The sequence below is a fragment of the Arthrobacter sp. genome (assembly GCF_048266065.1).
Classification (GTDB): Bacteria; Actinomycetota; Actinomycetes; order Actinomycetales; family Micrococcaceae; genus Arthrobacter_H.
The window spans coordinates 526,996-551,608 of record NZ_JBLXAH010000001.1; the positions used below are offsets into that span (position 1 = coordinate 526,996).

A 24,613-nucleotide genomic window follows, 5' to 3' on the forward strand; every position below is an offset into this window, starting at 1 on the left:
TTCCTTGACCGGGCCAGGGGAAGTGATTGGGATTTCCCTCCTTCCCGGGTGCTGTGAGGTGAACTACACTTCAGCGAAAGTACTACCGGGTGATCCCCGGGATCTTCTACCAAGAGGCTAATTTCCATGGTGACCTACATCATCCGGCGGCTTGTCACCGCCGTGCTCATCCTCCTGGGCGCGTCGTTCGTCGTCTACCAGCTCACGGCCGCCGCTGGCGACCCGCTACTAGACCTCCGCGAGAGCAACGCGCCGAACAAGAGCCAACTGATTGCCCAGCGCGTTGCGTTGCTGGACCTGGGGACCCCGCCCCCGTTGCGCTACTTCAAGTGGCTCGGCGGCGCCGCCCAGTGCGTGGTGCCCTTCGTCGGCAAATGCGACCTGGGTTCTGCCATCAACGGTGAACCGGTGGCCAGCGCCCTCGGCCGGGCGATGGGGCAGACGATTCTGCTGATCACCGCGGCCACCATCCTGGCCATCGTCATCGGCATCGCGCTGGGCATCATCACCGCCCTGCGCCAGTACAGCACCCTGGACTACTCGGTCACCTTCATGGCCTTCCTGTTCTTCTCGCTGCCGATCTTCTGGATCGCCGTCCTGCTCAAGGAATTCGGGGCCATCGGGTTCAATGACTTCCTCAGAGATCCGGTGTTCAGTCCAACGAGTGTGATCATCACCGCGATCTGCATGGGCATCGTCGTCGTGCTCTTCATGAGCGGGACCATCGTGCGGCGCCTCATCGGCTTCGCCATCGGTGCCGCGGTCACCGCAGGCCTCATGGTGGCCCTGTCGGCCACCGGCTGGTTCAGGTCCCCGGGCCTGGGCCCGATCCTGATCCTGCTCTTCGGACTCGGCGTCGCCTACCTCGTGACACAGCTGACGGCGGGCATCAAGAACCGCAAGGCGCTCTACTCATCGCTGATCATGGTCCCGGTCGGGCTCATCGCGTACTACGTGCTGAACCCGCTGTTCTCCAACATCACCGGCTGGGGCATCCTCGGACTCGCAGTGGTGACGATCCTGGTCGGCTGCGCCGTGGGCTACTTCATGGGCGGCTTCGACCGGGGCCAGTCCATGCGTGCCGCCTCGCTCTCAGCGTTCTTCGTGGCGGGGCTCGTGATGCTCGACCGGTTCATGGTCGAATGGCCGAACTACTTCAGCAACGGGCGCATCCGTGGCCGTCCGATCGCGACGATCGGCTCCTCGACGCCGAACCTCGAGGGCAACTGGTGGATCCACAACCTGGACAACTTCACCCACCTGCTGCTGCCGACGATCGCCCTGCTCCTGGTCTCCCTGGCCAGCTACTCGCGCTATTCGCGGGCCTCCATGTTGGAGATCATGCAGATGGACTACATCCGCACCGCCCGGGCCAAGGGCCTGCCGGAGCGGACCGTGGTCATGCGCCATGCGTTCCGCAACGCGTTGATCCCGCTGGCCACCCTCGTGGCGTTCGACATCGGCGGTCTCATCGGCGGTGCGGTGATCACGGAGCGCGTGTTCGCCTTCACCGGCATGGGCAACCTCTTCGTTGCGTCGCTGCTCCCGATTCCCGATCCGAACCCGGTGATGGGCGTTTTCCTGATCACCGGCCTGCTGGCCCTGGTCTTCAACCTCATCGCCGACCTGGCCTATTCCGTACTCGATCCACGCGTAAGGGTTAAAGCATGACCACGCCCAGTCCAGTCACACCCTCCGGGCAGCTTCCCGAAGACCTCGAGGCAGAAGCACTGCCCGAGGAAGTCAAGGGGCTGTCGCAGAACGCGATCGTCCGCAAGCGCTTCATCGGCAACACCCCAGCCGTGGTCTCGATCGTGGTCTTCGTCCTGATTGCCTTGATGGCCTTCACCTCCATCGGTTTCCTCGGGATTCCCGGCTGGTGGCACTACGGCTACGAGGACTTCAGCACCCAGGTCGACGGGGGACGCCCCACGTTCATGAACCTGTTCAACTGGGGCGACCACCCCTTCGGGCAGGACCGCATCGGCCGCGACTATTTCGCCATGACGATGCGCGGCACCCAGCAGTCGATCATCATCATGTTCGTCATCGGTGCCGTCGGCGGGTTCATCGGTGTTGTGGTCGGTGCCCTGTCCGGCTACTTCCGTGGCTGGATCGAAGCCGTCCTGATGCGCATCGTGGACATCATCATCATCATCCCGCTGCTCATCCTCGCCGCCGTGCTCGGCCGCATCGCCGGAACCCACGTCACTGGCAACATGGCCACCATCACCCTGGGTGCCTTCATCGGCGTGATCATCTGGACGGGGCTCTCCCGTCTGGTCCGCGGCGAGTTCCTCAGCCTGCGTGAACGCGAGTTCGTCGACGCCGCCCACATCGCCGGCGCCTCGAACACCCGCATCATGTTCAAGCACATCCTGCCCAACGCCGTTGGGGTCATCATCGTCAACGTGACGCTGCTGATGTCCTCGGCCATCCTGCTCGAAACCGCGCTTTCCTTCCTCGGCCTCGGTGTCCGACCACCGGACGTCTCCCTGGGCTCGCTGATCTCCGACAACCAGGAGGCCTTCAGCACCCGACCGTGGCTGTTCTGGTTCCCGGGTCTGTTCATCGTCGCCATCTGCCTGTCGATCAACTTCATCGGCGATGGACTGCGCGACGCCTTCGACCCACGCCAGAAGAAGTTCAACTCCAAAAAGGCCAAGGACCGTGGCATCCACGGTTCTGCCGTGAAGGAATCGGCCTCGGCGGCTGCCATCGCCGAGCGCACCGCCGCAGATCCAGATCAACCCGGCGGGGCAGAAGAGGATCCGGGCAGCGGACCGAGCCACCGGGCCTGATCGGGTCCGGTCCCGGGATGCACCCGGGACCGGATCAAATCAGGACAGCAGGAATCGTCAGGCTGAGCACCACGAGGACAAGGAGGACACCGAGATGGAACCAGTGAATGCTGCGCACGGCTTTCGCGTTCTCCGTTGCCTCGATGTCCAGGGCCCCGGCCTCGGCCAGGTGCTCGAGCCGCGTGCGGACGACGGAGGCCACCACCCCCGAATCGCTGCTGCGCTGGTCTCCGGGCCGGACGCTCGCATAGCGGGCGCCGGAATTGTCCCGCCGTTCGGATTTCGCCGAGCTGCGGGCATCACGCAGCGCGGAGATCACACCGGGCGCGGGAGCAGCCCAGGCGGAATACCGGCGATGGGGTGTCACCAACGTCATGGCGTACTTGGTGTCGACCATGATGATGCTCGACCAGGAGACCAGCAGGGTCTGCAGCGGGTTGACCAGGGTCACGCCCGCCTCGTGGACGTCAACGCGCGGCATCCAGAACATCAGCCAGGCGGCATATCCCACCAGGATCATCGGCAGGCACGCCGGCCAGGAATGCAGGCTGCTGGTGGCCAGGATCGACACCACGCCCACCCCGGCCAGGATCATCAGGACCACCGCCAGGATCCGCGGTCCGCGGGGCCTGAAGGTGAAGTCACTGGATGCATGAGAAGCAGTAGTCATACCCCACATAGTTTCAGGATTATCGGCAGCCATGTAATCGGCGCCACACGTACCCACGGCCGAGCTCGTGCCGAGCACACCGCCGGAAGGAAATGAGAACCAGATGAGCAAGAAGAACCTCCCCGAAACGGAAGCCACTCAGTCAGGCAACCAGCCGGTGCTGGAAGTGCGGAACCTCTCCGTCGACTTCGGCGTGGACAAGGAATGGGTGCCCGCCGCCATCGACCTGAACTACCACGTGAACGCCGGCGAGGTGCTGGCGATCGTGGGCGAATCCGGATCGGGCAAATCGGCCAGCTCCATGGCCCTGCTGGGCCTGCTGCCGTCGAACAGCCGCGTTCGGGGCGAGGTCAAGCTCAATGGACGATCCCTGATCGGCCTGTCCGGATCGAAATTGCGCGAGGTCCGCGGCAATGACGTGGCGGTGATCTTCCAGGAGCCGATGACCGCCCTGAACCCGGTCTACACCGTGGGCTTCCAGATCATCGAGACGCTGCGGCTGCACAACCCGATTTCGCCGGCCCAAGCCGAGAAGCGGGCCCTGGAAATGCTGGAGCTGGTCGAGCTCCCGGATCCGGCGAAGGCGTTCAAGTCCTACCCCCACCAGCTCTCCGGCGGGCAACGCCAGCGTGCCATGATCGCCCAGTCACTCTCCTGTGACCCCAAGCTCCTGATCGCCGACGAGCCGACCACCGCGCTGGACGTGACCGTCCAGGCCGAGATCCTGGACCTGATGCGCAACCTGCGCAACAAACTCAATTCCGCCATCGTGCTCATCACCCACGACATGGGCGTCGTCGCCGACCTCTCCGATCGCATTGCCGTCATGCGGCAGGGACGCATCGTCGAGCACGGCACCGCGCACGAGATCTTCAACGCACCGCAGCACCCCTACACCCAGGCGTTGCTGGCAGCGGTGCCCAAACTGGGCATCGGCAACGACTCGTCGTCCGCTGTCGACATCTCCGCGGCGGTCGCCGCGGCGACCGGTACCGAACTGGACTCGGTCGACCACGAGACGCTGGAGATCCGCGAACGGGAACTCGAGGTGGAAGCCGAGGAAGCCCGCGCCCGCGCCGCAGTCAAGGACGAGCGCCGGGTCGTGCTCGAGCTCAAGGACGTGGCCATCGAATACCCCAAGCAGGGACGGGTCCCCGCATTCCGTGCCGTTGAAGGTGCGAACCTCACGGTGCACCAGGGCCAGGTCGTCGGCCTGGTCGGGGAGTCCGGCTCGGGCAAGACCACCATTGGCCGGGCGGCCGTCGGCCTGCTCCCCGTGGCCGAGGGGTCCCTGAAGGTCAACGGCACCGAGCTCTTCGGGCTCAAGCCGACGTCCAAGGAACTCTTCGAGGTCAGGCGCCAGATCGGAATGGTCTTCCAGGACCCCTCGAGCTCGCTGAACCCGCGCCTGCCGATTGGTGAATCCATCGGCGAACCGATGTTCCTGGCCAAGGTGGCCAAGGGTGCCGAACTGCAGAAGAAGATCGAGGTCCTGCTCGACCAGGTCGAACTGCCGCGCAACTACCGCAACCGCTACCCCCACGAACTATCCGGCGGCCAAAAGCAGCGTGTCGGCATTGCCCGGGCCCTGTCGCTGGAACCCCAGCTCATGGTCGCCGACGAACCGACCTCGGCGTTGGACGTCTCGGTGCAGGCCAAGGTCCTGGACCTGTTCCAGAACCTGCAGGCGGAAATGGGCTTCGCCTGCCTCTTCGTCACCCACGACCTGGGCGTCATAGACGTCCTCTCCGACCACATCGTGGTGATGCGCCACGGTGGAATCGTCGAACAGGGCAGCCGTGACGACATCCTGCGACGCCCGAAGGACCTCTACACGCAGCGCCTGATGGCCGCCGTCCCGGTTCCCGACCCCGACGCCCAGCGCGAGCGTCGCGAACTGCGGGCGCGGTTGCTGGCCGACAGCGAAGCCTCCTAAAAGCACCCGGCCCCTGGGGCCGGCCACGACTCGGACGCTGCACCTCGGGGGGAGGTGTGGCGTCCGCTTGTTTGCCGGCCCGACGTCGGCCGGCACGACGGGGGAACCCTCTCCGTGTGATTTGCGTCTCCCGGCGGGTCGCCGGCATGGCCGGGATATACGGAACAACCACGCCGGATCGACCCCGCTGGCCCTCCGGGGGATCCGCAAGTTTGGGTCAATTTTTCATCACGGTCTAGACTGGACTCTTGGGTCAGCCGTGGCCCCACGTCACCGACCCCAAAAAATACAACTTGAAGCGAGCCTTAACGCATGTCAGATCTTTCCCCGGAAACCACTAGCGCAACGCGCAAAGATCTTCGCAACGTCGCCATCGTCGCCCACGTCGACCACGGAAAGACGACGCTGGTCGACGCCATGCTGTCGCAGACCGGTGCCTTCTCGGCGCACGGCGACACCGAAGAGCGCGTCATGGACTCCGGCGAACTCGAACGCGAAAAAGGCATCACCATCCTGGCCAAGAACACCACCGTGTTCTACTCGGGCCCCGCGGCCAACGGCCACGACGTCACGATCAACGTCATCGACACCCCCGGCCACGCCGACTTCGGTGGCGAGGTCGAGCGTGGGCTGTCCATGGTCGACGGTGTCGTCCTGCTCGTCGACGCGTCCGAGGGCCCGCTGCCCCAGACCCGTTTCGTGCTGCGCAAGGCCCTGACCGCGAAGCTGCCGGTCATCCTCGTGGTCAACAAGACCGACCGCCCGGATGCACGCATCGACGGCGTCGTCTCCGACTCGATGGACCTGCTGCTGGGCCTGGCCTCCGACCTGGCCGATGAGGTTCCGGACCTGGACCTTGACTCGGTGCTGAACGTGCCGGTCGTCTACGCCTCCGGCAAGGCCGGCCGCGCCTCGATGAACCAGCCCGGTGACGGTGAACTCCCGGACAGCGAGGATCTCGAGCCGCTGTTCGCGACCATCATGACGCACGTCCCGGCTCCGGCCTACACCCCGGACGAGGTCCTGCAGGCGCACGTGACCAACCTCGACGCCTCGCCGTTCCTGGGTCGCCTGGCCCTGCTGCGCATCGTCAACGGCACCCTGCGCAAGGGCCAGCAGGTTGCCTGGGCGCGCCAGGACGGCGAGCTGAAGACCGTGAAGATCACCGAGCTGCTCGCCACCAAGGGCCTCAGCCGTGTTCCCGCCGAAGAGGCAGGCCCCGGTGAGATCGTTGCCGTCGCCGGCATCGAGGACATCATGATCGGCGAGACGCTCACCGATCTGGAAAACCCGAAGCCGCTGCCGCTGATCACCGTGGACGATCCCGCGATCTCCATGACCATCGGCATCAACACCTCCCCGCTGGCCGGCAAGGTCAAGGGAGCCAAGGTCACCGCCCGCCAGGTCAAGGACCGCCTCGACCGCGAGCTCGTCGGCAACGTCTCGCTCAAGGTCCTGCCGACCGAGCGTCCCGACGCCTGGGAGGTCCAGGGCCGTGGCGAACTGGCACTGGCCATTCTCGTCGAGCAGATGCGCCGCGAGGGCTTCGAACTGACAGTGGGCAAGCCGCAGGTGGTCACGCGCCTTGTCGACGGCAAGGTCCACGAGCCGATGGAACTGATGACCATCGACGTCCCCGACGAATACCTGGGCAACGTCACCCAGCTGCTGGCCGCCCGCAAGGGGCGCATGGTCAACATGGCCAACCACGGCACCGGCTGGGTCCGCATGGAATTCACCGTCCCGGCCCGCGGCCTGATCGGTTTCCGCACGCGCTTCCTCACCGACACCCGGGGCGCCGGCATCGCCGCCTCGATCGCCGACGGCTACGAGCCCTGGACCGGTGACATCGAGTACCGCACCAACGGCTCCATGATCGCTGACCGTGCCGGCGTCGTGACCCCGTTCGCGATGATCAACCTGCAGGAACGTGGCAGCTTCTTCGTCCAGCCGACCTCCGAGGTCTACGAGGGCATGATCGTGGGCGAGAACTCCCGCGCCGATGACATGGACGTGAACATCACGAAGGAAAAGAAGCTCACCAACATGCGTGCCGCTTCCTCGGACTCCTTCGAGAACCTCACCCCGCCCCGCCAGCTGACCCTGGAGGAATCGCTCGAATTCGCCCGCGAGGACGAATGCGTCGAGGTGACCCCGGAGGCCATCCGCATCCGCAAGGTGATCCTCAACGCCAGCGAGCGTGGTAAGGCCGCCCGCTCCCGTGCCCGCGCCTAACACCTCCGGCAAGCGGGTCGCCCCGCTGCTGGTCGGCACCCTCGTCGCCATCGTGACGGGGGTGCTGGCCGCTGTCTTCGGGACGATCCTGCAGGCGCAGATCTCCTATGCGGGGGACACCCCGCTGCCCTGGGGCGCAGTCCTGGCCCTGGTGCTGGCCGGGAGCCTCGCGGTCGTGGCCGGGCTGTACTCCGAGCGGGTCTGGGCCACTGCCGCCTGCGGTGTTCTCACCTACGGGCTGGTCGCCTGGACCGGACTGGACGTGCACAACCACCTGCTGATCGGCTGGTCGAACCACGAAACCCTCCCCGGGCCGGCTCTGGCGGGGGCGATGTGGACCTACGGCATCGCCGTATCCACCATCGTCGCGCTCTTCATCACGGCCGGCGGCCTGCGCTCGCGCGCACGTCGCGCCTGACCCCGGCGGGCATCCGCCCTCGAACGGCTCGGTCAGTACCGGGTTGCGCCCCGGTCGATCAGTTGGCTGTCTGGTCCAGGTGGTGGGCGACGAACAGCGAGGTGGCGACGCCGTCCTCGTCGGCCGGGCGCAACGCGTAATCGGAGATGACATCCTTGATGCGCGAGAGCAGCTCGCGCTGGTCCGACTCCGTCAGCTTCAGCCCCACGCGCATCACCTGGATCTCGTCCGGGGCCAGGCCGTTGATCTCCTGCAGGAACGTCTCCAACAGGACCGGCGCGGCGTCGGGCAGCTTCGTCCCCCACGACATGCGCGTGCTGCGGTAGGGGACCTCCTTGGCCCCGCGCTTGCCCCGGCGTGGCTCTTCGGCCTCGAGGAAACCGGTGCCCAGCAGCGTGCGGACATGATGCAACGAAGTAGCGGGATTGATGTCCAGAAGGTCCGCGATTTCCTTGTTGGTGCGTGACTTGTGGAGGCATAGGCGCAGGATCCGGAGACGGATGGGCGAACTCAGCGCCCGCGCACGTGCTTGCAGCTCGTCATCTGATGCCATATGTTCAGCATACGATAAATTTCGTTACTGATTGACATCATCAAATCACATAGCAGGGTTTCATGACCTCTTCTGGGCCACAGTCTCAATCGGCTCCAGACGGTACGCAATGGGTCACTGGGGGGACCATGCCGTCGCACCAACCTCCGTCACCACCTACCACGCCCCTGCGCCGGGACCTGAATTTCCTGGTCTTCTGGTTGGGCCAGACGCTCAGCCAATTCGGGGCGCAGCTGGGTGCCGTCGCCATGCCCGTCCTGGCCGTCTCGCTGCTTCAGGCCACCGAATGGGAAGTCGGCGTCCTGAACGCCGCCAACACGGTGGCGTTCCTGGTGGTCGGGCTGCCCGTGGGCGCCTGGGTGGACCGCTTCATCAAGCGCCGCATCATGATCCGGGCGGATCTGGTCCGCATGCTGGCCATGCTGGTCATCCCGCTGTTGTGGTACCAGGACCTGCTGCAGATCTGGCACCTGTGGATCATCGCGGCGGTCATCGGCATCGCCAACGTCTTCTTCGATGTCTCCTACCAGTCCTACATCCCGGCACTGGTCGAGCGCGAACAGATTTCCGAGGCCAACGCCAAACTCGAAACCACGGGCCAGGTCTCCCGCCTGGCCGGACCGGCGCTCGGCGGTGGCCTGCTGGTCGTGCTGGCTGCCCCGTTGCTGTTCATCGGCCAGGCCATCGGCTACCTCGTCTCGGCACTGTGCCTGACCCGGGTCCGTGACGACGAAATCCCGGCCACCCGCGTCGCCGGGACCGGCCTCGTCGCGGAGATCCGCGAGGGCATGGCCTATGTGGTGAGGCACCCGTTGATCGGGCCCATCGCGGCCACCACCGGAACCATCAACTTCTTCAGCACCATCATCTTCACGTTGCTGCCCATCCTGGCGTTGCGCACCCTGAGCCTGAACACCGTGGAACTGGGCCTGGTCTATTCGGCCGGTGCGGTCGGCGGGCTGATCGCCGCGTCGCTGACACCGTGGGTCTCCGGCAAGATGGGGGAGGGACCCTCGCTGGTGCTGGGAACGCTGCTGACCGCCGGCGGCATGGCGGGGTTCCCGCTGTCGATCCTGGCCGGCGGGCTGCGCCCCTCGTTCGCGATCCTGGCCGCTTCGATGTTCGTGATGACCGTGGGGGTGCTGATCTACAACATCATCCAGGTCAGCATGCGCCAGACGATCTGCCCGCCCCGGCTGCTGGGCCGCATGAACGCGTCCATCCGCTTCATCGTCTGGGGCGTCATGCCGGTGGCCTCGCTGCTGGCCGGGTTCCTCGGAACGGCCCTGGGCATCTCCGCGGCCCTGTGGATCGGCGTGGCCGGCAGCCTGGCCGGTGTGCTCCCGCTGCTGCTCTCCCCGGTGGCCCGCATGCGCTCGCTGCCCTCCACGCAGGAGCACGACGGCGGGGCCACCTAGCGCCGGCGGGACGCCCTGCGCTGCGGGGCCGGGGGAACACGTTTGGCATGGGTGATCCCGGCGCGTTCAACCGAGACGGGCCCGGAGGCGGTCTCCACCGTGAGCACCCCGTCCTCGAGCGAGGCGAAGAACCCGATCACGTCGCTGAAGAGCGGGCCCCTCGCCGCCGGGGCATCGTCGTCGTTCCCGGGGGAGCTGCCCGCCAGCCGAAAACGGACCACGATGCGCTCCCCGGGCTCCAGTGTGTCGAAGAAGTCTGCCGGCATGAGGCCATCGTAACGCCGCTCACGGGGCGGCCCTTCGGTTCCGGGGCGGCATCGGGACTAAGCTGGAAGCTGGCGGCGCCGATGGGTGCCGCGAGATTTGAGGCGAACAGCAAAGGAAGGCCCCGGGTACCGTGACGTACATCATCGCGCAGCCGTGCGTGGACGTGAAGGACAAAGCCTGCGTCGAGGAATGCCCCGTCGACTGCATCTACGAGGGGGAACGCTCCCTCTACATCCACCCGGATGAATGCGTGGATTGTGGCGCCTGCGAGCCGGTCTGCCCGGTGGAGGCGATCTACTACGAGGACGACACCCCCGAGGAATGGGCCGAGTACTACAAGGCCAACGTCGAGTTCTTCGACGTCCTGGGTTCCCCCGGCGGCGCCGCCAAGATCGGCAACACCCACACCGACCACCCGATCATCGCCGCCCTGCCCCCGCAGGCCGGTGCCTGAGCGCCGGACGGCAGCATGCTGATCCTGCCCGACTACCCGTGGGACGCACTCGCCCCGTACCAGCAACGTGCGGCCCGGCACCCCGACGGCGTGGTGAACCTCTCCATCGGCACCCCCGTGGACCCGACGCCGGTGCTGGTGCGCGAGGCGCTGGCCGCCGCGTCCGACGCCCCCGGATACCCGACTACCCACGGCACCCCGGCGCTGCGCCAGGCGATCGCCGACTGGTATGCCCGCCGGCGCAACACCACCGGGCTGGACCCGGAACACGTGATGCCCACCGTCGGCTCCAAGGAACTGGTCGCCTGGCTGCCCCTGCTGCTGGGCCTGGGCGCCGGCGACGTCGTCGTCCGCCCGCTGGTGGCCTACCCGACGTACGACATCGGCGCCCGGCTGGCCGGTGCCGAGGCCGTCGCCGCCGATGACCTGTCCACCCTGGACCCCGCGGTGCGCGCGCGCGTGAAGCTCATCTGGGTCAACTCCCCGGGCAATCCCACCGGCATCGTCCGTGATGTCGACTCGCTGGCCGTCCTGGTGGCCGACGCCCGCACCCTCGGCGCCGTCGTCGCCTCCGACGAGTGCTACGCCGAACTGGGCTGGGGCGACTGGGACGGGACGGTGCTCCCCGGCATCCTGGATGACCGCGTCTGCGGTGGGGACCACACCGGCCTGCTGTCGGTCTACTCGCTGTCCAAGCAGTCGAACCTGGCCGGCTACCGGGCGGCCTTCGTCGCCGGTGCCCCGGACCTGATGCCGCATCTGGTCAATTCGCGCAAGCACGCCGGAATGATCGTGCCCCAACCGGTCCAGGAGGCCATGCGGGTCGCCCTGGGCGACGATGGGCACGTGGCCGAACAGAAAGACCGCTACCGGGCCCGCCGGGCCCTGCTGGTCCCCGCTCTGGAGGCCTTCGGGCTGCGGATCGACCACTCCGAGGCGGGCCTCTACCTGTGGGCGAGCGCCGGCGAGGACACCTGGACCACCATTTCGCGGCTCGCCGACCTGGGCATCGTCGCCGGCCCGGGCACGTTCTACGGGGACGCCGGCCACGGTTACGTGCGCATCGCACTGACCGCCACCGACGAACGGATCGCCGCCGCGGCCGGGCGATTGACAGGTGCGGCGCAGGTCGCGAAACGTCTCGCCAATTAGTGCAGCGGGGCCCCGTGGCGGTAGCGTGGGGCCTGATTACTGCTTGTTTGTACAACTATGTACTCCGGTAAGGAGAAACCATGACGGATAATGATTCCGCCCGCCTGGCGTATGCGGGAAACGAGCTCGAGCTCCCGGTCGTTGCGGCCTCGGAAGGCAACGACGGCTTCGACGTCGCCTCCCTGCTCAAGGGCACCGGCAACGTCACCTACGACCCCGGTTTCATGAACACGGCCGCCACCAAGTCGGCCATCACCTACATCGACGGCGACGCCGGCATCCTGCGCTACCGTGGCTACCCGATCGAGCAGCTGGCCCAGAAGTCCAGCTTCCTCGAGACCTCGTACCTGCTGATCTACGGAAACCTCCCCTCGGCCACCGAGCTGGAGGAGTTCGACCAGAAGATCCGCCGCCACACCCTGCTGCACGAGGAGCTCAAGGGCTTCTTCGGCGGCTTCCCGCGCGAGGCGCACCCCATGCCGGTGCTCTCCTCCGCCGTGTCGGCCCTGTCGACCTGGTACCAGGACTCGCTGGATCCCTTCGACGACGAACAGGTCGAGCTCTCCACCATCCGCCTGCTGGCTAAGGTCCCGGTCATCGCCGCCTACGCCCACAAGAAGTCGGTCGGCCAGGCGCTGCTCTACCCGGACAACTCGATGAATCTGGTGGAGAACTTCATGCGGCTGAACTTCGGCATCGCCGCCGAGCCGTACGATCTGGACCCGGACCTGGTCAAGGCACTGGACCAGCTGCTGATCCTGCACGCCGACCACGAGCAGAACTGCTCGACCTCCACGGTCCGCCTGGTCGGCTCCTCGAACGCCAACATGTTCGCCTCCATCTCGGCGGGCATCAGCGCGCTCTTCGGCCCCGCCCACGGCGGCGCCAACGAGGCGGTGCTGAAGATGCTGCGCGGCATCCAGGCCGACGGCATCAAGCCCGAGGACTTCATGGAGAAGGTCAAGAACAAGGAAGACGGCGTCCGCCTCATGGGCTTCGGGCACCGGGTCTACAAGAACTACGACCCGCGCGCGAAGATCATCAAGGCCACAGCGCACGACATCCTGGCCAAGCTCGGCGGCAACGACGAGCTGCTGGACATCGCCATGCGCCTGGAAGAGCGCGCCCTCGCCGACGACTACTTCATCGAGCGCAAGCTCTACCCGAACGTGGACTTCTACACCGGCCTGATCTACAAGGCCATGGGCTTCCCGGAGAAGATGTTCACCGTCCTGTTCGCCATCGGACGCCTGCCCGGCTGGATTGCCCAGTGGCGCGAAATGGCCCGGGACCCCGCCCTGAAGATCGGGCGCCCGCGCCAGCTCTACGTGGGCGAAGGCGAACGCACCTACCCGGGCCTCTGAGCCCGGCGCCTGCCACTGCACGACGGCGGCCGTCCTCCCTTCACGGGGTGGGCGGCCGCCGTTCGTGCACGGTGCTACCCGGAACCGGCGCACGGGCCTATTCTGAAAGGGGTTCGACGGACAAAGGAAGACCACATGTACGAATTCCGTGGTGAGGGATGGCAGGTTTCGGCGCAAAGCCACGGTCCGATGCTGCTCGCGCTGTACGTCCGCGACCTGGCGGGCATCGAACACCGGGGGGCACCGGAGATCGCCCCGTTGGCCCCCCTGGTCAAGCCCCGTGCCGCGGCGGAGGTCCCGGAGTGCCGCACCGCCGAGTTGCGGCAGGAGTGGCAGGACTGGTGGCACCGCATCCTGCACGGGGGTCCGGAGGTCGAGGCGATGTTCGCCCCACCGGGATTCCCCTACTTCGCCGATTCACCCACCCTGCAGCGCCTGCTGCGGGCCCACTACGGCTCGGCCCTGAGCTGGAGCCGCGACAGGTTGGCCGAATACAACCAGATCAGCTCCGAGCACCACGCCAGCGGGCGCCGGCGGTTGCTGGAGGAGATGATCGCCGAACGTGCCCTGGAACTGGAGCGGGATCCGCGTTCGATGCACCTGAAGCTGCTGGAACTGCCCCTGGCCGAGCGCCGTGCCTGGTTCGTTGACCCCGACACGGTGATCCTCAGCCAGGACCTCTCCCGCGACGCCGGCCTGTACCGAAGCTTCCTGGAACCGGTCATCCGCTTCCTGCTCTGAAGGGCCCGGCGGTCGGGGCTAGGACGCGGCGTCGGCGAACGTGATGACCACGCGCGAGGATTTGGTGGACGCGGGAACCCATTGGTGTTCGGCACGGTTCCACAACAACCCCGAATGGCTGACCGAGACGATCTGCTGGTCCGCGGCGTTGGCCACGGCCCACTGGGCCACCGACCAGCCCTTCGTGCCGGATGCGGTGACGGTCAGGCTGTGGGCGCCCGTGGTCACGGGCAGGGTGCCGTAGGCTGCGGTGAGCCGTGCGGCACTGGCCGCGGGGTCCCCGGCGGCGGTGGGCCGGCGCAGGATGCAGTTCAGCGCGGCGGGGGAGTAGCCGGTCAGGGCGGAGGCATACGCCCGGCCCTCCGGCTCATGGTCGGCGTACGCCTCGGGAAAGGCGCTGCGCTGGACCTTTTGGGCGGCCTCGGTGATCGGCATCGTCCGGTAGTCGAAGCTTTCCAGCTCCTGGTAGAACCGGTTCGCCGCATACAGCGGATCCATGATCTGCGCCTGCGTGCCCCAACCTTGCGAGGGCCGCTGCTGGAACAGGCCACGCGAGTCGGGGCCGGCCTGGTCGCCGTAGTCGATGTTGCGCAGCTTCGATTCCTGCACCGCCGTGGCGATCCCGATCGTCGCGGCCCGGGCCGGCATCCCGCGTTTCACCGCGACGGCGGCGATCAGCGCCGCGTTGGCCGCCTGGTCGGGGTCGAGTTGATGCTGGTCAGGTCCCACGACGGCGGTGCAGCGCTCCCGGACCAGCGTCTGTTCCTGGTTCAGGAAACGGGAGGCCGCGTAGACGCCACCGGTCACGACGCCGGCCCCGAGGACGATGGCCATGAAGGCGCGCAGCCCACGGTGGCGCCGGTGCAGCGGTCCGGCCGGTGGGTGGCCACCGGTGGAGTGGGTGGAGAGCGAGAAAACGCTGTCCCGCAGGTCAGTTGGCATGCAACGCAGAGTTCAGTTCCACGGTTTGCCCCTCACGCGCCAGGGCCTCGACCGCACCAGTGGTGGAATTGCGGCGGAAGAGCAGGTTCGGGACGCCCGACAGTTCCAGTGCCTTGACCGTCCTGCCCTCCAGCTGCACGCGGGTGCCGGCCGTGACATAGAGTCCCGCCTCGACCACCGAATCGTCGCCGATGGAGATCCCCACACCGGAATTGGCGCCCAGCAACACGCGCTCCCCGATGGTGATCTTCTCCTTGCCGCCCCCCGACAGGGTCCCCATGATGGAGGCGCCACCGCCGACGTCGGAGCCGTTGCCGACCACGACGGAGGCCGAAACACGGCCCTCGACCATCGAGGAACCCAGGGTGCCGGCGTTGAAGTTCACGAAACCCTCATGCATGACGGTGGTGCCCTCGGCCAGGTGGGCACCCAGGCGGACGCGTCCGGCGTCGGCAATGCGCACACCCTGCGGCAGCACGTAGTCGACCATCCGCGGGAACTTGTCCACCCCGTAGACGGTGACCTGGCCGCGGGAGCGCAGGCGCAGGCGGATGCGCTCGAAGTCCTCCACGGGGCAGGGGCCGTAGTTGGTCCAGACGACGTTGGCCAGGAAGCCGAAGATCCCGTCGAGGTTGATGGTGTTCGGTGCGGCCAGCCGGTGCGAGAGCAGATGCAGGCGCAGCCACACATCGGCAGTGTCGGCCGGGGCGACGTCGAGGTTGATTTCGAGTTCGACGACCTTCTGCGTGGTTCCACGGTCCGGATCGTCGGTGGCGGCGGCAGCCAGCTCCCCGGAGAGCTGGGGTGCCTCGTCCAGCGGGGCGAGCACGGGAGCCGGGAACCAGACATCCAGAACGGTGCCATCGGCTGCGATGGTGGCGAGGCCGGAAGCCGAGGCGATGCGTACCGGTGCGGCGGAGTCGGTCGTGGCAGGACTGGGCTGGGCCGAGGTGGAAGTCATGCATCCCATGGTAGCCGTGACGGCACGGGATAGTCTGGATCCGTGACTGAACAACATGCCGTGCCCACCCCGGAAACCGCCCGCCCCCGCCTGCCCGAGACCACCGATGTGGTCCTGCTCACGCAGTCGTTGATGGACATCGAGTCCGTCTCCGGAAACGAGGGGGCCATCGCCGATGCCGTGGAGTCGTATCTGCTGGCACGGGACCACCTGGAGGTCCATCGCGATGGTGACACCGTGGTGGCCCGCACCCGCTGCGGCCGCGCCGAACGCATCGTGCTGGCAGGGCATCTGGACACCGTGCCGTTGCCGACCACCGAAGGATCGCGCGGAACCGTTCCCTCGTCGTGGGAGGGGGAGGTCCTGTACGGGCGGGGAGCCACCGACATGAAGGGCGGGGTCGCGGTCCAACTGGCCATTGCCGCCGAGCTGGTCGAACCTAACCGCGACATCACCTTCATCTTCTACGACCATGAGGAAGTCGAGGCCTCCAAATCCGGTCTCGGACGCCTGCTGCGCAACTCCCCGGAGCTGCTCGAAGCCGATTTCGCCATCCTGCTCGAACCGACCAACGGAACGGTCGAGGGCGGCTGCAACGGCACCACCAGGTTCCTGCTGCGCACCAGCGGCACGGCAGCCCATTCGGCACGCGCCTGGATGGGGCACAACGCCATCCACGATCTCGCCGACGTCCTCTCCCGGCTGCAGGCCCACCAGCCGGCCACCGTCGATGTCGATGGGCTGGCGTTCCGGGAGTCCCTCAACGCGGTGCGGATCGGTGGTGGCACCGCAGGCAACGTCATTCCGGATGCCGCCGAGGTCGAGATCAACTACCGCTTCGCGCCCAGCAAGACCGTCGAGCAGGCCGACGCATATGTCCGCGGGCTGCTCCCGGGCCACGACATCGAGCGCACCGACGGCGCGCCAGGGGCCCGACCCGGGCTGAACCATCCGGCGGCAGCGGCCTTCGTCGCAGCAGTGGGTGCGGAACCAAAACCCAAATACGGGTGGACCGATGTGGCCCGGTTCTCCGAACTGGGGGTCCCCGCCGTCAATTTCGGTCCGGGTGACGCACTGTTGGCGCACAGCGACAACGAACACGTCAGTGCCCAGGCACTCCGGGAGTGCCACGCTGCACTGAACCGGTGGTTGGCGCCCTGAAATAGAAGTATCCAGGTGCCCCGAGGCGCCTCCCTGCGGGAAACGACGAGGCCCCGATCCCGGGTGGTTCCGGGATCGGGGCCTGGTCTGTTCTGGCCGACGACGGTGTCTTGGGGAAACCGCCTAGGACTTCGTCGGTGCGGTGTTGCCTCCGCCCGGTTCTACATCTTCCAACCCGGCCGGGCCTCCCACGAGGGCTGCAGCTCCCGGCTTCGTCTTGCTGACCCCGCGGCTTGAGAGCCGGCGGGAGAGGATCGTGGCGATCTTCGACAGGGTGAAGTTGATGATGATGAACACCGCGGCGACCACAATCAGCGCCTGCAGCACGTTCCCGTTGGGGGATGAGTAGGTGCGGCCGTAGAACAACAGCTCGTTGAAGCTGATGATGTAGCCGAGCGCCGAGTCCTTCAGGATGACCACGAACTGCCCGATCAATGCCGGCAACATGGCCACCAGGGCCTGGGGGATCTCCACGATGCGCAGCGACTGGCCGCGGGTCAGGCCGATGGCAATGCCCGCCTCACGCTGTCCCTTGGGCAGGTTGTGCACACCGGAGCGGATGAGCTCGGCAACCACCGACCCGTTGTAGAACACCAGGGCCGCGACAACGGCCCACATGGCGCTGTTGGTGCTGATCTCGAGGGTCCGCGACAGGAAGATGTTGAAGAAGACGATCATCAGCAGGACCGGGACCGCCCGGAAGAATTCCACGATCACCGAACAGATGGCATTGATGAGCCAGTTCGTGGACAGCCGCCCGATGCCGAAGATCAGGCCGAACAGGATGGAACCGACGATCGCCAGGCCCGCGGCCTTCAACGTGTTGGCCAGCCCGGGGAGCAGGTAGTCGGTCCAGGTGTGGAGCTGGATGAAGTCGTCCCACTGGGACGCCTGCATCTGGCCCTTCGAGGCGAGGCCGCCGATGATCCACCACAGGATGCCCACGATGGCCAGGGCGCCGATGATGTTGATGATCAGGGTGTTGCGCCGTGACTTCGGACCGGGTGTGTCGAACAGGATCGAAGCGCTCATCGGGACACCGCCAGTTTCTTGGAGAGCCAGGTGGTCAACAGGCCAACGGGGATCACGATGATGACGAATCCGGCGGCGAAGGTCAGGAAGATGGGGATGACGATGTCGGCGCGGACGTCGAGCATCGCGCTCATCGTGGCCGACGCCTCAATGGACACCGAGCCGACGGCGGCGACCGTCGAGTTCTTGATCAAGGCGATGAGCACGTTTCCCAACGGAACGATGGCACCGCGGAATGCCTGGGGCAGGATCACCATGCGGGCAGCCGGCAGGAATCCCAGCCCGATGGCGCGGGCCGCCTCGGCCTGGCCCAGGGGAACGGTGTTGACGCCGGAGCGGATGGCCTCGCAGACGAAGGCCGCGTGGTAGATCGCCAACCCCATGATCGCCAGGCGGAAGAAATTCTGCTGGAATCCACCGCCGAGGTTCAAACCGAGCTGGCCATTGAGGGCCAGGACGCCGAACAGGATGATGATCGTCAGCGGCGTGTTGCGGATGATGTTGACGTAGGAGGTCCCGATGGCCGCGAAGCTTGCGACGGGGGAGATGCGCAACATGGCGAGGATCGTGCCGAGGACCAACGCGCCGATGGCCGCGAAGAAGGTCAACTCGATGTTGACCCACAGGGCCCCGGGGATGTTGTATTCGGTGAAGATTGAAAGATAGTTATCCACTGTCTGCCTCTATCTGGGTGGCCGTGGGTCTGGCGGCACCGTGGGGAGGTTGATGCGGGTCGATCCCACAGGTTGGGATCCACCCGGTGCCGGTGATGTCCCCGGCGGTGCCGGGGACATCACGGAAGGTCCCTAGGCGCAGGCCTCGGGCTTTGGCGGGTTCAGCTTGGCGTTCGGGGTGTAGCCGGTTCCCTCGGTGTTGGCATCCAGTGCCTTCTTCCATTCACCGGAGTCGATCATCTTGGTGATGGCCTTGTTGATGTCCTCGCACTTGTCGGATCCCTTGGGGATGCCCACACCGTACTTCTCCTCGGTGAACGGCTTGCCGACGATCTTGAACTTGCCCTGGTAGGCAGGCTGGGCGGCCAGGCCGGCCAGGATGATGTCATCGGTGGTCACGGCGTCAATGGTGCCGCCGGCCATCTGGGTCACGCACTCGGCATAGCCCGGCAGTTCCTGCAGGTTGACCTTCGAGGCGTACTTGTCCTTGACCTTGCGCGCCGACGTCGAGCCGGTGACCGAGCAGAGGTTCTTGCCGTTCAGGTCCTCCGGCGAGGTGATGTCGCTGTCCTTCTTCACCAGCAGGTCCTGGCCTGCAATGAAGTAGGGGCCGGCGAAGTCGACGACCTTCTTGCGCTCGTCGGTGATGGAGTAGGTGGCGAAGATCATGTCGACCTGGTTGTTCTGCAACATGGTCTCGCGGTTGGCCGAGGGAGCCGAGACGAACTCGATCTTGTCCTCCGGGTAGCCGAGCTCGTTGGCGACGTACTTGGCGACGTCGACGTCGAACCCCTTGTACGTGTTGCCGTCCTTGAAACCGAGTCCGGGCTGGTCGAACTTGATGCCGATCTTGACCTTGTCGCCGCCGTCGTCACCCGAGCCTCCGCCGCAGGCGGTCAGGGTCAGGGCCGCTGCCGCCGCCATGGCGGCGAATGCATAACCGGTCTTTCGCATGTGCTTCTCCTTGTGTTGTGTTCCGGGGAGTGGGACCCGGACTTTGGTGCGTGGTTAGTGGTTGGTGATGAGCTTGCCCAGGAAGTCCTTCGCCCGGTCGCTTTGCGGGTTGGTGAAGAACTCGGTGGGGGTGGCCTGTTCAACGATCTGGCCGTCGGCCATGAAGACCACACGGTCCGCGGCCTTGCGGGCGAAGCCCATCTCGTGGGTCACCACGATCATGGTCATGCCCTCCTTGGCCAACCCGACCATGGTGTCCAGGACTTCCTGGATCATTTCCGGGTCCAGCGCCGAGGTCGGCTCGTCGAACAACATCACCTTCGGCCGCATGGCCAGGGCGCGGGCAATCGCCACGCGCTGCTGCTGGCCACCGGAGAGCTGCGCGGGCAGCTTGTCCTTCTGGTTCGCGACCCCGACGCGTTCGAGCAGTTCCATGGCCAGCTTCTCGGCCTCTGCCTTCTTGACGCCCTTGACCTTGATCGGCCCCAGCGTGACGTTCTCGAGGATGGATTTGTGCGCGAAGAGGTTGAAGGACTGGAAGACCATGCCGACGTCGGCACGGAGCTTGGCCAGTGCCTTGCCTTCCTCCGGCAGCTTCTCGCCGTCGATGTGGATGGACCCGTCGTCGATCGTCTCCAACCGGTTGATGGCCCGGCACAGCGTGGACTTGCCGGAACCGGAGGGCCCCAGCACGACCACCACCTCGCCACGGGCGACTTCCAGGTCGATGTCCTGCAGCACGTGAAGGGCGCCGTAGTGCTTGTTGACCTTCTTCAGCTGGACGACGGGGGCCCCTGCCGTCGCCTCGGTGCCGGTGCGTGATGAATTGCTCATGGGTTGAACAGTAGTCGATGTAACACGCGACACAACTGAGCCGGACGGTGTTAGTGACCGAATCTTTACAAAATTCTTGCCGGTCCACGTGAAAGGGACCCGCAGCGCTAGGCTGAAACCATGCCAGACTCCCCAGACCCACGTCAGACGACGGAAGCGCTCCAGGAAAAGGCCCGACGCAAGGGGGCGGTGATCCTGCGCCGGGACCAGGCGAAGGTCGCCCAGTCCGACCAGCAGCTCCTTGAGTCGGGGCCCGACGGTGAGGACTTCACCCATACGGATCCCTGGCGGGTGCTGCGCATCCAGAGCGAATTCGTCGAGGGGTTCGGCACCCTGGCGGACCTGGGACCGGCGATCTCCGTCTTCGGCTCCGCCCGCACCGAGCGCGGATCGGCGCGCTACGAGCAGGCCCGGAGGGTCGGCGAGCTCCTGGGCGCTGCCGGCTATGCGGTCATCACCGGCGGCGGGCCGGGGGCCATGGAGGCGGCCAACCACGGAGCCTGCACCGCCGGTGCGGTCTCCGTCGGGCTGGGGATCGAGCTGCCGTTCGAAACGGGCATGAACGAATGGGTCGATCTCGGCGTCAACTTCCGCTACTTCTTTGCCCGCAAGACGATGTTCGTGAAGTACTCCCAGGGTTTCGTGGTCCTGCCCGGCGGCTTCGGGACCCTCGACGAGCTCTTCGAGGCCCTCACCCTGGTCCAGACACAGAAGGTCACCAGTTTCCCGATCGTCCTGTTGGGCGTCGGCTACTGGAGCCCGCTGATCGACTGGCTGCGCGACACCGTGCTGGAGGAAGGGGCCGTCTCGGCCCCGGACCTGGACCTCCTGCGGTTGACCGACAACCCGGCCGAGGCAGTTCGCTGGGCCACCGGCGGCAACGGCGCGTCGACGGAGCAGGTCTAGCCGTGCAGTACCTGCTGGTGTTCATCGGCGTCGTGCTGGTCGGGATCGTGGTCTTCCTGGCGGTGGGCCGGCGGCGGCCGGAGGCCGGGCCGGCGCTTCCGGCGTCCGGGCCGATCCTGGGCCTGGCCGAGTCCGTCCCGTCGCTTCCGCCGGTCCTGCTCCCCGAACATCCCACGGCCCAGGACGTGGCGAACATGCGCCTGGGCGTTGGCCTGCGCGGCTACCGCTGCGACCAGGTCGACGAGGTGCTGGCCGTGCTGGCGGGGGAGATCGACCGGCTTCAGGAGGAGCTCGATGCGACACGGCGGGGACCTGTGATTAGCGCCACGAACCAATCTCCGGAATAATATGAAGTGCAGGTTGAAAAAATGGGGGCGGCGAACTTCCCCCTCGTCAGAGACGAACCGCGGGCCCGGGTGGGACCGTGACATCCAGGAAGGAAGTCAGCATTAATGGCTGCGATGAAACCGCGTACCGGGGATGGCCCCATGGAGGTTACCAAGGAAGGCCGTAGCCTCATCATGCGGGTTCCGATTGATGGCGGAGGCCGTCTGGTCGTTGAATTGAACGCGGACGAGGCAGCGGAGCTGAAGGCGTGCCTGGTGGGCGTCACCGACTGATTGACCTCCGCACGATGATGCTGGACAACGTGGAAGGCAGGAACGTCGGCGCGGGCCGTGTTCCTGCCTTTTGCCTGTGGGGCGGGCCGGCTCAGGCGGTGCGTACCGCCAGGAGCAGCCCGGTGCCGGTGGGCACCGTGGTGACCGTCAGGTCCTCGTTCTCGCGCAGCATCCTTCCGACCTGGCGTGCCGCCACGGTGCTGCGCTCGCGCACTGCCGGCTGCGGGACCCGGTCGCCGTCCAACGCGTCGTTGATGATGAGCATGCCCCCGGCGCGCAGCAGCCGCACGCCGTGTTCGGCATACTCCACCAGGTTCGGCTTGTCGGCGTCGATGAAGACCAGGTCGTAGGCCCCGTCGGTCAGCCGGGGGAGGACATCGCGGGCCCGCCCGCCGATGGTGCGGGTGCGGTTGGCCGGGATGCCGGCATCCAGGTAGGCCTGGCGTGCGGCATTGAGATGGTCGACGTCGATGTCGATGGTGGTGAACACCGCTTGCGGTGACAGGCCGCGCAACAGGCTGACACCCGAGACGCCGACCCCGGACCCGACCTCGACCACGGTGCGCGCCTTGGAAGTGGCGGCCAGGACCTGCAGCAGCGAGGCGATGCCCGGACCGACCGGGGCAACACCGAGTTCGTAGGCGCGTTCGCGGGCCCGGGTGATCACGTCGTCCTCGACGGGCAATGCCTCGGTGTAGGACCAGCTGCTGTGCTTGTCGGAGCTCATGGGGTGGGATGTTTCCTCGGGATCGGGGGGGTGCCTTGCTGGGGACCGGAGGGTCCCGAACCATCTTAGCGCCGTAGCTGGTGGCCCACGGGCGCGCCCAGGATGGGGGCGTCTGTCCAGTGGTTCTACAGCATCTTCACAGGATGATCGGGAAGAATCGACAACGTGATTGTCAAACGGAACCCCGAAGTCGGTGACTCTGTCGAGAGCGCCGGGCAAGACGCCGTCGTGCCCTCCTGGGACGAGATCGTGAAAAACCATTCAGCGAAGGTCTTCCGGCTGGCCTACCGCCTGACCGGGAACCGCTTCGACGCCGAGGACCTGACCCAGGAAACCTTCGTCCGCGTGTTCCGTTCCCTGCACAACTTCACCCCGGGCACCATCGACGGCTGGCTGCACCGCATCACCACCAACCTCTTCCTCGACCAGGCCCGGCGCCGGAACCGGATCCGCTTCGATGCCTTCGCCGAGGACGCCGAAACGCGCCTGCCCGGCAAGGACCCGGGGCCGGAACGCACCTTCGAATTCAACAACCTGGACATCGACATCCAGAGTGCCCTGGACGAGCTGGCCCCGGAGTTCCGTGCCGCCGTCGTGCTATGTGACCTGGAAGGGCTCTCCTACGAGGAGGTCGCCGAGACGCTGGGCGTCAAGCTCGGCACCGTCCGTTCCAGGATCCACCGGGGCCGCGCGCAGCTGCGCGTCAAGCTCTCCCACCGTGCACCGCAACCAGCAGCCAACCGCAACCGATCCAAGGTGGGACCCGCGGTTTCCGAGGTGGGCTGATGTTCCACCGACATGCGCGGCGGATCGAGGACTACCTCGACGGGGAGCTGGACGCCCGACACAGCAGGGCGCTGGAACGCCACGTCGGCGACTGCGCCGACTGCCGGCTGAGGCTGGAGGACCGGCGGCGCCTGAAGCAGCGGCTGCGGTCCTTCAACGCGTCGGCGCAGGACGGGGACCTACCCGATGACGCCCTGCTCGGCCGGCTCCGCGAGAGCCCCTGGGCCCCCTCTTCACCGACCGTGTTCGCCACGGCGGCCCTGGACGACCAGGGGCATGCCTCGCGGCTGCGCAACCTGGCACCGACGCTGGCATCGGCGGCAGTCGTCGCCATGCTCGCCGCGGTGCTCTGCGCCGCCTGGATGCTGGGAGGCTCCGTCTCCGGGACGGGGACCGAGAACGGGCCGCTGGCGGAGTCCTGGTCCGAATCGGCCACCGAACTCACCGCGGCGGACCTCGACGCCCTGCGCGCCGCCGGCTGGAACTGCCCCACCCTGCGAGCGACGGGACTGGAACTGGTCCGCGCCACGGGAAGCCGGTCCCACGGCGCCGACCGCGTCACGCTGGAGTACTCCGGACCAAAGGGCCAGCTGTCCCTGACCGAGACGAGAACCCCCGGTGTGGCGTTGTTGCGTGCGCCCCTGTCACGCTCCGTGGGCGATGTGCAGCAGACGGCCACGCACGTCGTGGGCACCTCGAAGCCCCACCTGCGGGACATCGACGGGGAAACCGTGGGCATCGCCCCGCTCGAGGACGGAACCCAGCTGGACATGCAGACGGCCACCTACTCCCTGCGCACCTCGATGCACACCGACACCACGAACGCCGTGCTCAACCGTGTCGTTGCCACCGAACACGCCCGGCTCGCCCCGCAATCGGGCAGCAGTGGCGGGTTGATGAACCGGCTGGGCCGCGGCATGTCCCGGCTGCTGGTCCTGGATACGGACCACTAGATGCGCCACCAGCCCCGGATGAGGCGACACGGCCAGGGCGGAGCCGGCCGACGC

The 24,613-nt window shown here is 66.6% G+C and carries 26 protein-coding genes; 16 read left to right on the forward strand and 10 right to left on the reverse strand.

The window, feature by feature from the left end; genetic code table 11:
- The first annotated feature begins 126 nt into the window (after positions 1 to 126).
- Positions 127 to 1,671: an ABC transporter permease gene (locus tag ACN0TP_RS02640; RefSeq protein ID WP_417216230.1), complete on the forward strand. Its 1,545-nt coding sequence runs from the start codon at positions 127 to 129 to the stop codon at positions 1,669 to 1,671.
- Entirely contained in the window at positions 1,668 to 2,801 is a 1,134-nt protein-coding gene (locus ACN0TP_RS02645; protein ID WP_417216233.1) for an ABC transporter permease, read from the forward strand. The genes ACN0TP_RS02640 and ACN0TP_RS02645 overlap by 4 nt, the downstream gene beginning before the upstream one ends.
- A gap of 34 nt (positions 2,802 to 2,835) precedes the next feature.
- Here the strand turns inward: ACN0TP_RS02645 and ACN0TP_RS02650 are convergent, their stop codons facing one another.
- Positions 2,836 to 3,471, reverse strand: coding sequence for a PH domain-containing protein (locus tag ACN0TP_RS02650; protein WP_417216236.1), 636 nt, complete (start codon positions 3,469 to 3,471; stop codon positions 2,836 to 2,838).
- 103 nt (positions 3,472 to 3,574) lie between these two features.
- Here ACN0TP_RS02650 and ACN0TP_RS02655 point away from each other — a divergent pair, with 103 nt between their 5' ends.
- The 3 genes from ACN0TP_RS02655 (at position 3,575) to ACN0TP_RS02665 (ending at position 8,060) form a co-directional block, all read left to right on the forward strand.
- Positions 3,575 to 5,407: an ABC transporter ATP-binding protein gene (locus ACN0TP_RS02655; protein ID WP_417216239.1), complete on the forward strand. Its 1,833-nt coding sequence runs from the start codon at positions 3,575 to 3,577 to the stop codon at positions 5,405 to 5,407.
- Positions 5,408 to 5,719: 312 nt separating this feature from the next.
- Positions 5,720 to 7,642: a translational GTPase TypA gene (typA, locus tag ACN0TP_RS02660; RefSeq protein WP_417216242.1), complete on the forward strand. Its 1,923-nt coding sequence runs from the start codon at positions 5,720 to 5,722 to the stop codon at positions 7,640 to 7,642.
- Positions 7,629 to 8,060 (forward strand): hypothetical protein, encoded by a 432-nt coding sequence (locus ACN0TP_RS02665; protein WP_417216245.1) that lies wholly within the window; start codon positions 7,629 to 7,631, stop codon positions 8,058 to 8,060. The genes typA and ACN0TP_RS02665 overlap by 14 nt, the downstream gene beginning before the upstream one ends.
- A 58-nt stretch (positions 8,061 to 8,118) precedes the next feature.
- Here the strand turns inward: ACN0TP_RS02665 and ACN0TP_RS02670 are convergent, their stop codons facing one another.
- Positions 8,119 to 8,613, reverse strand: coding sequence for an ArsR/SmtB family transcription factor (locus ACN0TP_RS02670; protein WP_417216247.1), 495 nt, complete (start codon positions 8,611 to 8,613; stop codon positions 8,119 to 8,121).
- A 128-nt stretch (positions 8,614 to 8,741) separates the two neighbouring features.
- Here ACN0TP_RS02670 and ACN0TP_RS02675 point away from each other — a divergent pair, with 128 nt between their 5' ends.
- Positions 8,742 to 10,031, forward strand: coding sequence for an MFS transporter (locus ACN0TP_RS02675; RefSeq protein WP_417216250.1), 1,290 nt, complete (start codon positions 8,742 to 8,744; stop codon positions 10,029 to 10,031).
- Here the strand turns inward: ACN0TP_RS02675 and ACN0TP_RS02680 are convergent.
- Positions 10,028 to 10,297: a hypothetical protein gene (locus ACN0TP_RS02680; protein WP_417216253.1), complete on the reverse strand. Its 270-nt coding sequence runs from the start codon at positions 10,295 to 10,297 to the stop codon at positions 10,028 to 10,030. The genes ACN0TP_RS02675 and ACN0TP_RS02680 overlap by 4 nt on opposite strands.
- Before the next feature lie 131 nt (positions 10,298 to 10,428).
- Here ACN0TP_RS02680 and fdxA point away from each other — a divergent pair, with 131 nt between their 5' ends.
- The 4 genes from fdxA (at position 10,429) to ACN0TP_RS02700 (ending at position 14,009) form a co-directional block, all read left to right on the forward strand.
- Entirely contained in the window at positions 10,429 to 10,752 is a 324-nt protein-coding gene (gene fdxA / locus ACN0TP_RS02685; protein WP_417216256.1) for a ferredoxin, read from the forward strand.
- Positions 10,753 to 10,767: 15 nt separating this feature from the next.
- Positions 10,768 to 11,904 carry a succinyldiaminopimelate transaminase gene (gene dapC, locus ACN0TP_RS02690; protein WP_417216258.1) on the forward strand — a complete coding sequence of 379 codons (1,137 nt, stop codon included), beginning with the start codon at positions 10,768 to 10,770 and terminating at the stop codon, positions 11,902 to 11,904.
- A gap of 80 nt (positions 11,905 to 11,984) precedes the next feature.
- Positions 11,985 to 13,268: a citrate synthase gene (locus tag ACN0TP_RS02695; RefSeq protein ID WP_417216260.1), complete on the forward strand. Its 1,284-nt coding sequence runs from the start codon at positions 11,985 to 11,987 to the stop codon at positions 13,266 to 13,268.
- Positions 13,269 to 13,403: 135 nt separating this feature from the next.
- Positions 13,404 to 14,009 carry a hypothetical protein gene (locus ACN0TP_RS02700; RefSeq protein ID WP_417216263.1) on the forward strand — a complete coding sequence of 202 codons (606 nt, stop codon included), beginning with the start codon at positions 13,404 to 13,406 and terminating at the stop codon, positions 14,007 to 14,009.
- An 18-nt stretch (positions 14,010 to 14,027) separates the two neighbouring features.
- On the opposite strand, the gene ACN0TP_RS02705 is transcribed toward ACN0TP_RS02700, so the two are convergent.
- Together ACN0TP_RS02705 and dapD are read right to left on the reverse strand one after the other, a co-directional pair.
- On the reverse strand, positions 14,028 to 14,843 hold the full coding sequence (locus ACN0TP_RS02705; protein ID WP_417216501.1) for a hypothetical protein: 816 nt from the start codon (positions 14,841 to 14,843) through the stop codon (positions 14,028 to 14,030).
- A 97-nt stretch (positions 14,844 to 14,940) separates the two neighbouring features.
- Positions 14,941 to 15,912 (reverse strand): 2,3,4,5-tetrahydropyridine-2,6-dicarboxylate N-succinyltransferase, encoded by a 972-nt coding sequence (dapD, locus tag ACN0TP_RS02710; protein ID WP_417216265.1) that lies wholly within the window; start codon positions 15,910 to 15,912, stop codon positions 14,941 to 14,943.
- A gap of 42 nt (positions 15,913 to 15,954) precedes the next feature.
- Between dapD and dapE the strand changes: the two genes are divergently transcribed.
- Positions 15,955 to 17,073: a succinyl-diaminopimelate desuccinylase gene (gene dapE, locus ACN0TP_RS02715; RefSeq protein WP_417216267.1), complete on the forward strand. Its 1,119-nt coding sequence runs from the start codon at positions 15,955 to 15,957 to the stop codon at positions 17,071 to 17,073.
- A 123-nt stretch (positions 17,074 to 17,196) separates the two neighbouring features.
- Here dapE and ACN0TP_RS02720 read toward each other — a convergent pair whose 3' ends face one another.
- The 4 genes from ACN0TP_RS02720 to ACN0TP_RS02735 form a co-directional block, all read right to left on the reverse strand.
- Complete coding sequence (locus tag ACN0TP_RS02720; RefSeq protein ID WP_417216270.1) at positions 17,197 to 18,105, reverse strand: amino acid ABC transporter permease; 909 nt, start codon at positions 18,103 to 18,105, stop codon at positions 17,197 to 17,199.
- Positions 18,102 to 18,779: an amino acid ABC transporter permease gene (locus tag ACN0TP_RS02725; protein WP_417216272.1), complete on the reverse strand. Its 678-nt coding sequence runs from the start codon at positions 18,777 to 18,779 to the stop codon at positions 18,102 to 18,104. The genes ACN0TP_RS02720 and ACN0TP_RS02725 overlap by 4 nt, the downstream gene beginning before the upstream one ends.
- A gap of 132 nt (positions 18,780 to 18,911) precedes the next feature.
- On the reverse strand, positions 18,912 to 19,733 hold the full coding sequence (locus ACN0TP_RS02730; RefSeq protein WP_417216275.1) for a glutamate ABC transporter substrate-binding protein: 822 nt from the start codon (positions 19,731 to 19,733) through the stop codon (positions 18,912 to 18,914).
- Between the two features lie 54 nt (positions 19,734 to 19,787).
- Complete coding sequence (locus ACN0TP_RS02735) at positions 19,788 to 20,567, reverse strand: amino acid ABC transporter ATP-binding protein (protein ID WP_417216277.1); 780 nt, start codon at positions 20,565 to 20,567, stop codon at positions 19,788 to 19,790.
- Positions 20,568 to 20,687: 120 nt separating this feature from the next.
- Between ACN0TP_RS02735 and ACN0TP_RS02740 the strand changes: the two genes are divergently transcribed.
- The 3 genes from ACN0TP_RS02740 (at position 20,688) to ACN0TP_RS02750 (ending at position 22,093) form a co-directional block, all read left to right on the forward strand.
- Positions 20,688 to 21,473, forward strand: a complete 786-nt coding sequence (locus ACN0TP_RS02740; RefSeq protein WP_417216280.1) for a TIGR00730 family Rossman fold protein — start codon at positions 20,688 to 20,690, stop codon at positions 21,471 to 21,473.
- Positions 21,474 to 21,475: 2 nt separating this feature from the next.
- Positions 21,476 to 21,820: a DivIVA domain-containing protein gene (locus tag ACN0TP_RS02745; protein ID WP_417216282.1), complete on the forward strand. Its 345-nt coding sequence runs from the start codon at positions 21,476 to 21,478 to the stop codon at positions 21,818 to 21,820.
- A 105-nt stretch (positions 21,821 to 21,925) separates the two neighbouring features.
- A complete protein-coding gene (locus ACN0TP_RS02750; RefSeq protein WP_372697985.1) occupies positions 21,926 to 22,093 on the forward strand; it encodes a DUF3117 domain-containing protein in 168 nt (55 codons plus the stop codon).
- A gap of 91 nt (positions 22,094 to 22,184) precedes the next feature.
- On the opposite strand, the gene ACN0TP_RS02755 is transcribed toward ACN0TP_RS02750, so the two are convergent.
- Positions 22,185 to 22,820, reverse strand: a complete 636-nt coding sequence (locus tag ACN0TP_RS02755) for an O-methyltransferase (RefSeq protein WP_417216284.1) — start codon at positions 22,818 to 22,820, stop codon at positions 22,185 to 22,187.
- 168 nt (positions 22,821 to 22,988) lie between these two features.
- Between ACN0TP_RS02755 and sigE the strand changes: the two genes are divergently transcribed.
- Both sigE and ACN0TP_RS02765 read left to right on the forward strand, forming a co-directional pair.
- Positions 22,989 to 23,606 (forward strand): RNA polymerase sigma factor SigE, encoded by a 618-nt coding sequence (gene sigE, locus ACN0TP_RS02760; protein ID WP_417216504.1) that lies wholly within the window; start codon positions 22,989 to 22,991, stop codon positions 23,604 to 23,606.
- Positions 23,606 to 24,559 carry a zf-HC2 domain-containing protein gene (locus tag ACN0TP_RS02765; RefSeq protein WP_417216287.1) on the forward strand — a complete coding sequence of 318 codons (954 nt, stop codon included), beginning with the start codon at positions 23,606 to 23,608 and terminating at the stop codon, positions 24,557 to 24,559. The genes sigE and ACN0TP_RS02765 overlap by 1 nt, the downstream gene beginning before the upstream one ends.
- The last annotated feature ends 54 nt before the right edge of the window (positions 24,560 to 24,613 follow it).

Bases quoted from the DNA above. Each gene is read 5' to 3' on its own strand.
- ACN0TP_RS02750 (WP_372697985.1), top strand. From the start codon at position 21,926: ATGGCTGCGATGAAACCGCGTACCGGGGATGGCCCCATGGAGGTTACC.
- typA (WP_417216242.1), top strand. From the start codon at position 5,720: ATGTCAGATCTTTCCCCGGAAACCACTAGCGCAACGCGCAAAGATCTT.
- ACN0TP_RS02680 (WP_417216253.1), bottom strand. From the start codon at position 10,297: ATGCCGGCAGACTTCTTCGACACACTGGAGCCCGGGGAGCGCATCGTG.
- dapC (WP_417216258.1), top strand. From the start codon at position 10,768: ATGCTGATCCTGCCCGACTACCCGTGGGACGCACTCGCCCCGTACCAG.
- ACN0TP_RS02675 (WP_417216250.1), top strand. From the start codon at position 8,742: ATGCCGTCGCACCAACCTCCGTCACCACCTACCACGCCCCTGCGCCGG.
- ACN0TP_RS02755 (WP_417216284.1), bottom strand. From the start codon at position 22,820: ATGAGCTCCGACAAGCACAGCAGCTGGTCCTACACCGAGGCATTGCCC.
- ACN0TP_RS02730 (WP_417216275.1), bottom strand. From the start codon at position 19,733: ATGCGAAAGACCGGTTATGCATTCGCCGCCATGGCGGCGGCAGCGGCC.
- ACN0TP_RS02695 (WP_417216260.1), top strand. From the start codon at position 11,985: ATGACGGATAATGATTCCGCCCGCCTGGCGTATGCGGGAAACGAGCTC.
- dapD (WP_417216265.1), bottom strand. From the start codon at position 15,912: ATGACTTCCACCTCGGCCCAGCCCAGTCCTGCCACGACCGACTCCGCC.
- ACN0TP_RS02700 (WP_417216263.1), top strand. From the start codon at position 13,404: ATGTACGAATTCCGTGGTGAGGGATGGCAGGTTTCGGCGCAAAGCCAC.
- ACN0TP_RS02765 (WP_417216287.1), top strand. From the start codon at position 23,606: ATGTTCCACCGACATGCGCGGCGGATCGAGGACTACCTCGACGGGGAG.
- ACN0TP_RS02655 (WP_417216239.1), top strand. From the start codon at position 3,575: ATGAGCAAGAAGAACCTCCCCGAAACGGAAGCCACTCAGTCAGGCAAC.
- ACN0TP_RS02650 (WP_417216236.1), bottom strand. From the start codon at position 3,471: ATGACTACTGCTTCTCATGCATCCAGTGACTTCACCTTCAGGCCCCGC.
- ACN0TP_RS02720 (WP_417216270.1), bottom strand. From the start codon at position 18,105: ATGAGCGCTTCGATCCTGTTCGACACACCCGGTCCGAAGTCACGGCGC.
- ACN0TP_RS02640 (WP_417216230.1), top strand. From the start codon at position 127: ATGGTGACCTACATCATCCGGCGGCTTGTCACCGCCGTGCTCATCCTC.
- ACN0TP_RS02670 (WP_417216247.1), bottom strand. From the start codon at position 8,613: ATGGCATCAGATGACGAGCTGCAAGCACGTGCGCGGGCGCTGAGTTCG.
- ACN0TP_RS02705 (WP_417216501.1), bottom strand. From the start codon at position 14,843: ATGGCCATCGTCCTCGGGGCCGGCGTCGTGACCGGTGGCGTCTACGCG.
- ACN0TP_RS02735 (WP_417216277.1), bottom strand. From the start codon at position 20,567: ATGAGCAATTCATCACGCACCGGCACCGAGGCGACGGCAGGGGCCCCC.
- ACN0TP_RS02740 (WP_417216280.1), top strand. From the start codon at position 20,688: ATGCCAGACTCCCCAGACCCACGTCAGACGACGGAAGCGCTCCAGGAA.
- ACN0TP_RS02645 (WP_417216233.1), top strand. From the start codon at position 1,668: ATGACCACGCCCAGTCCAGTCACACCCTCCGGGCAGCTTCCCGAAGAC.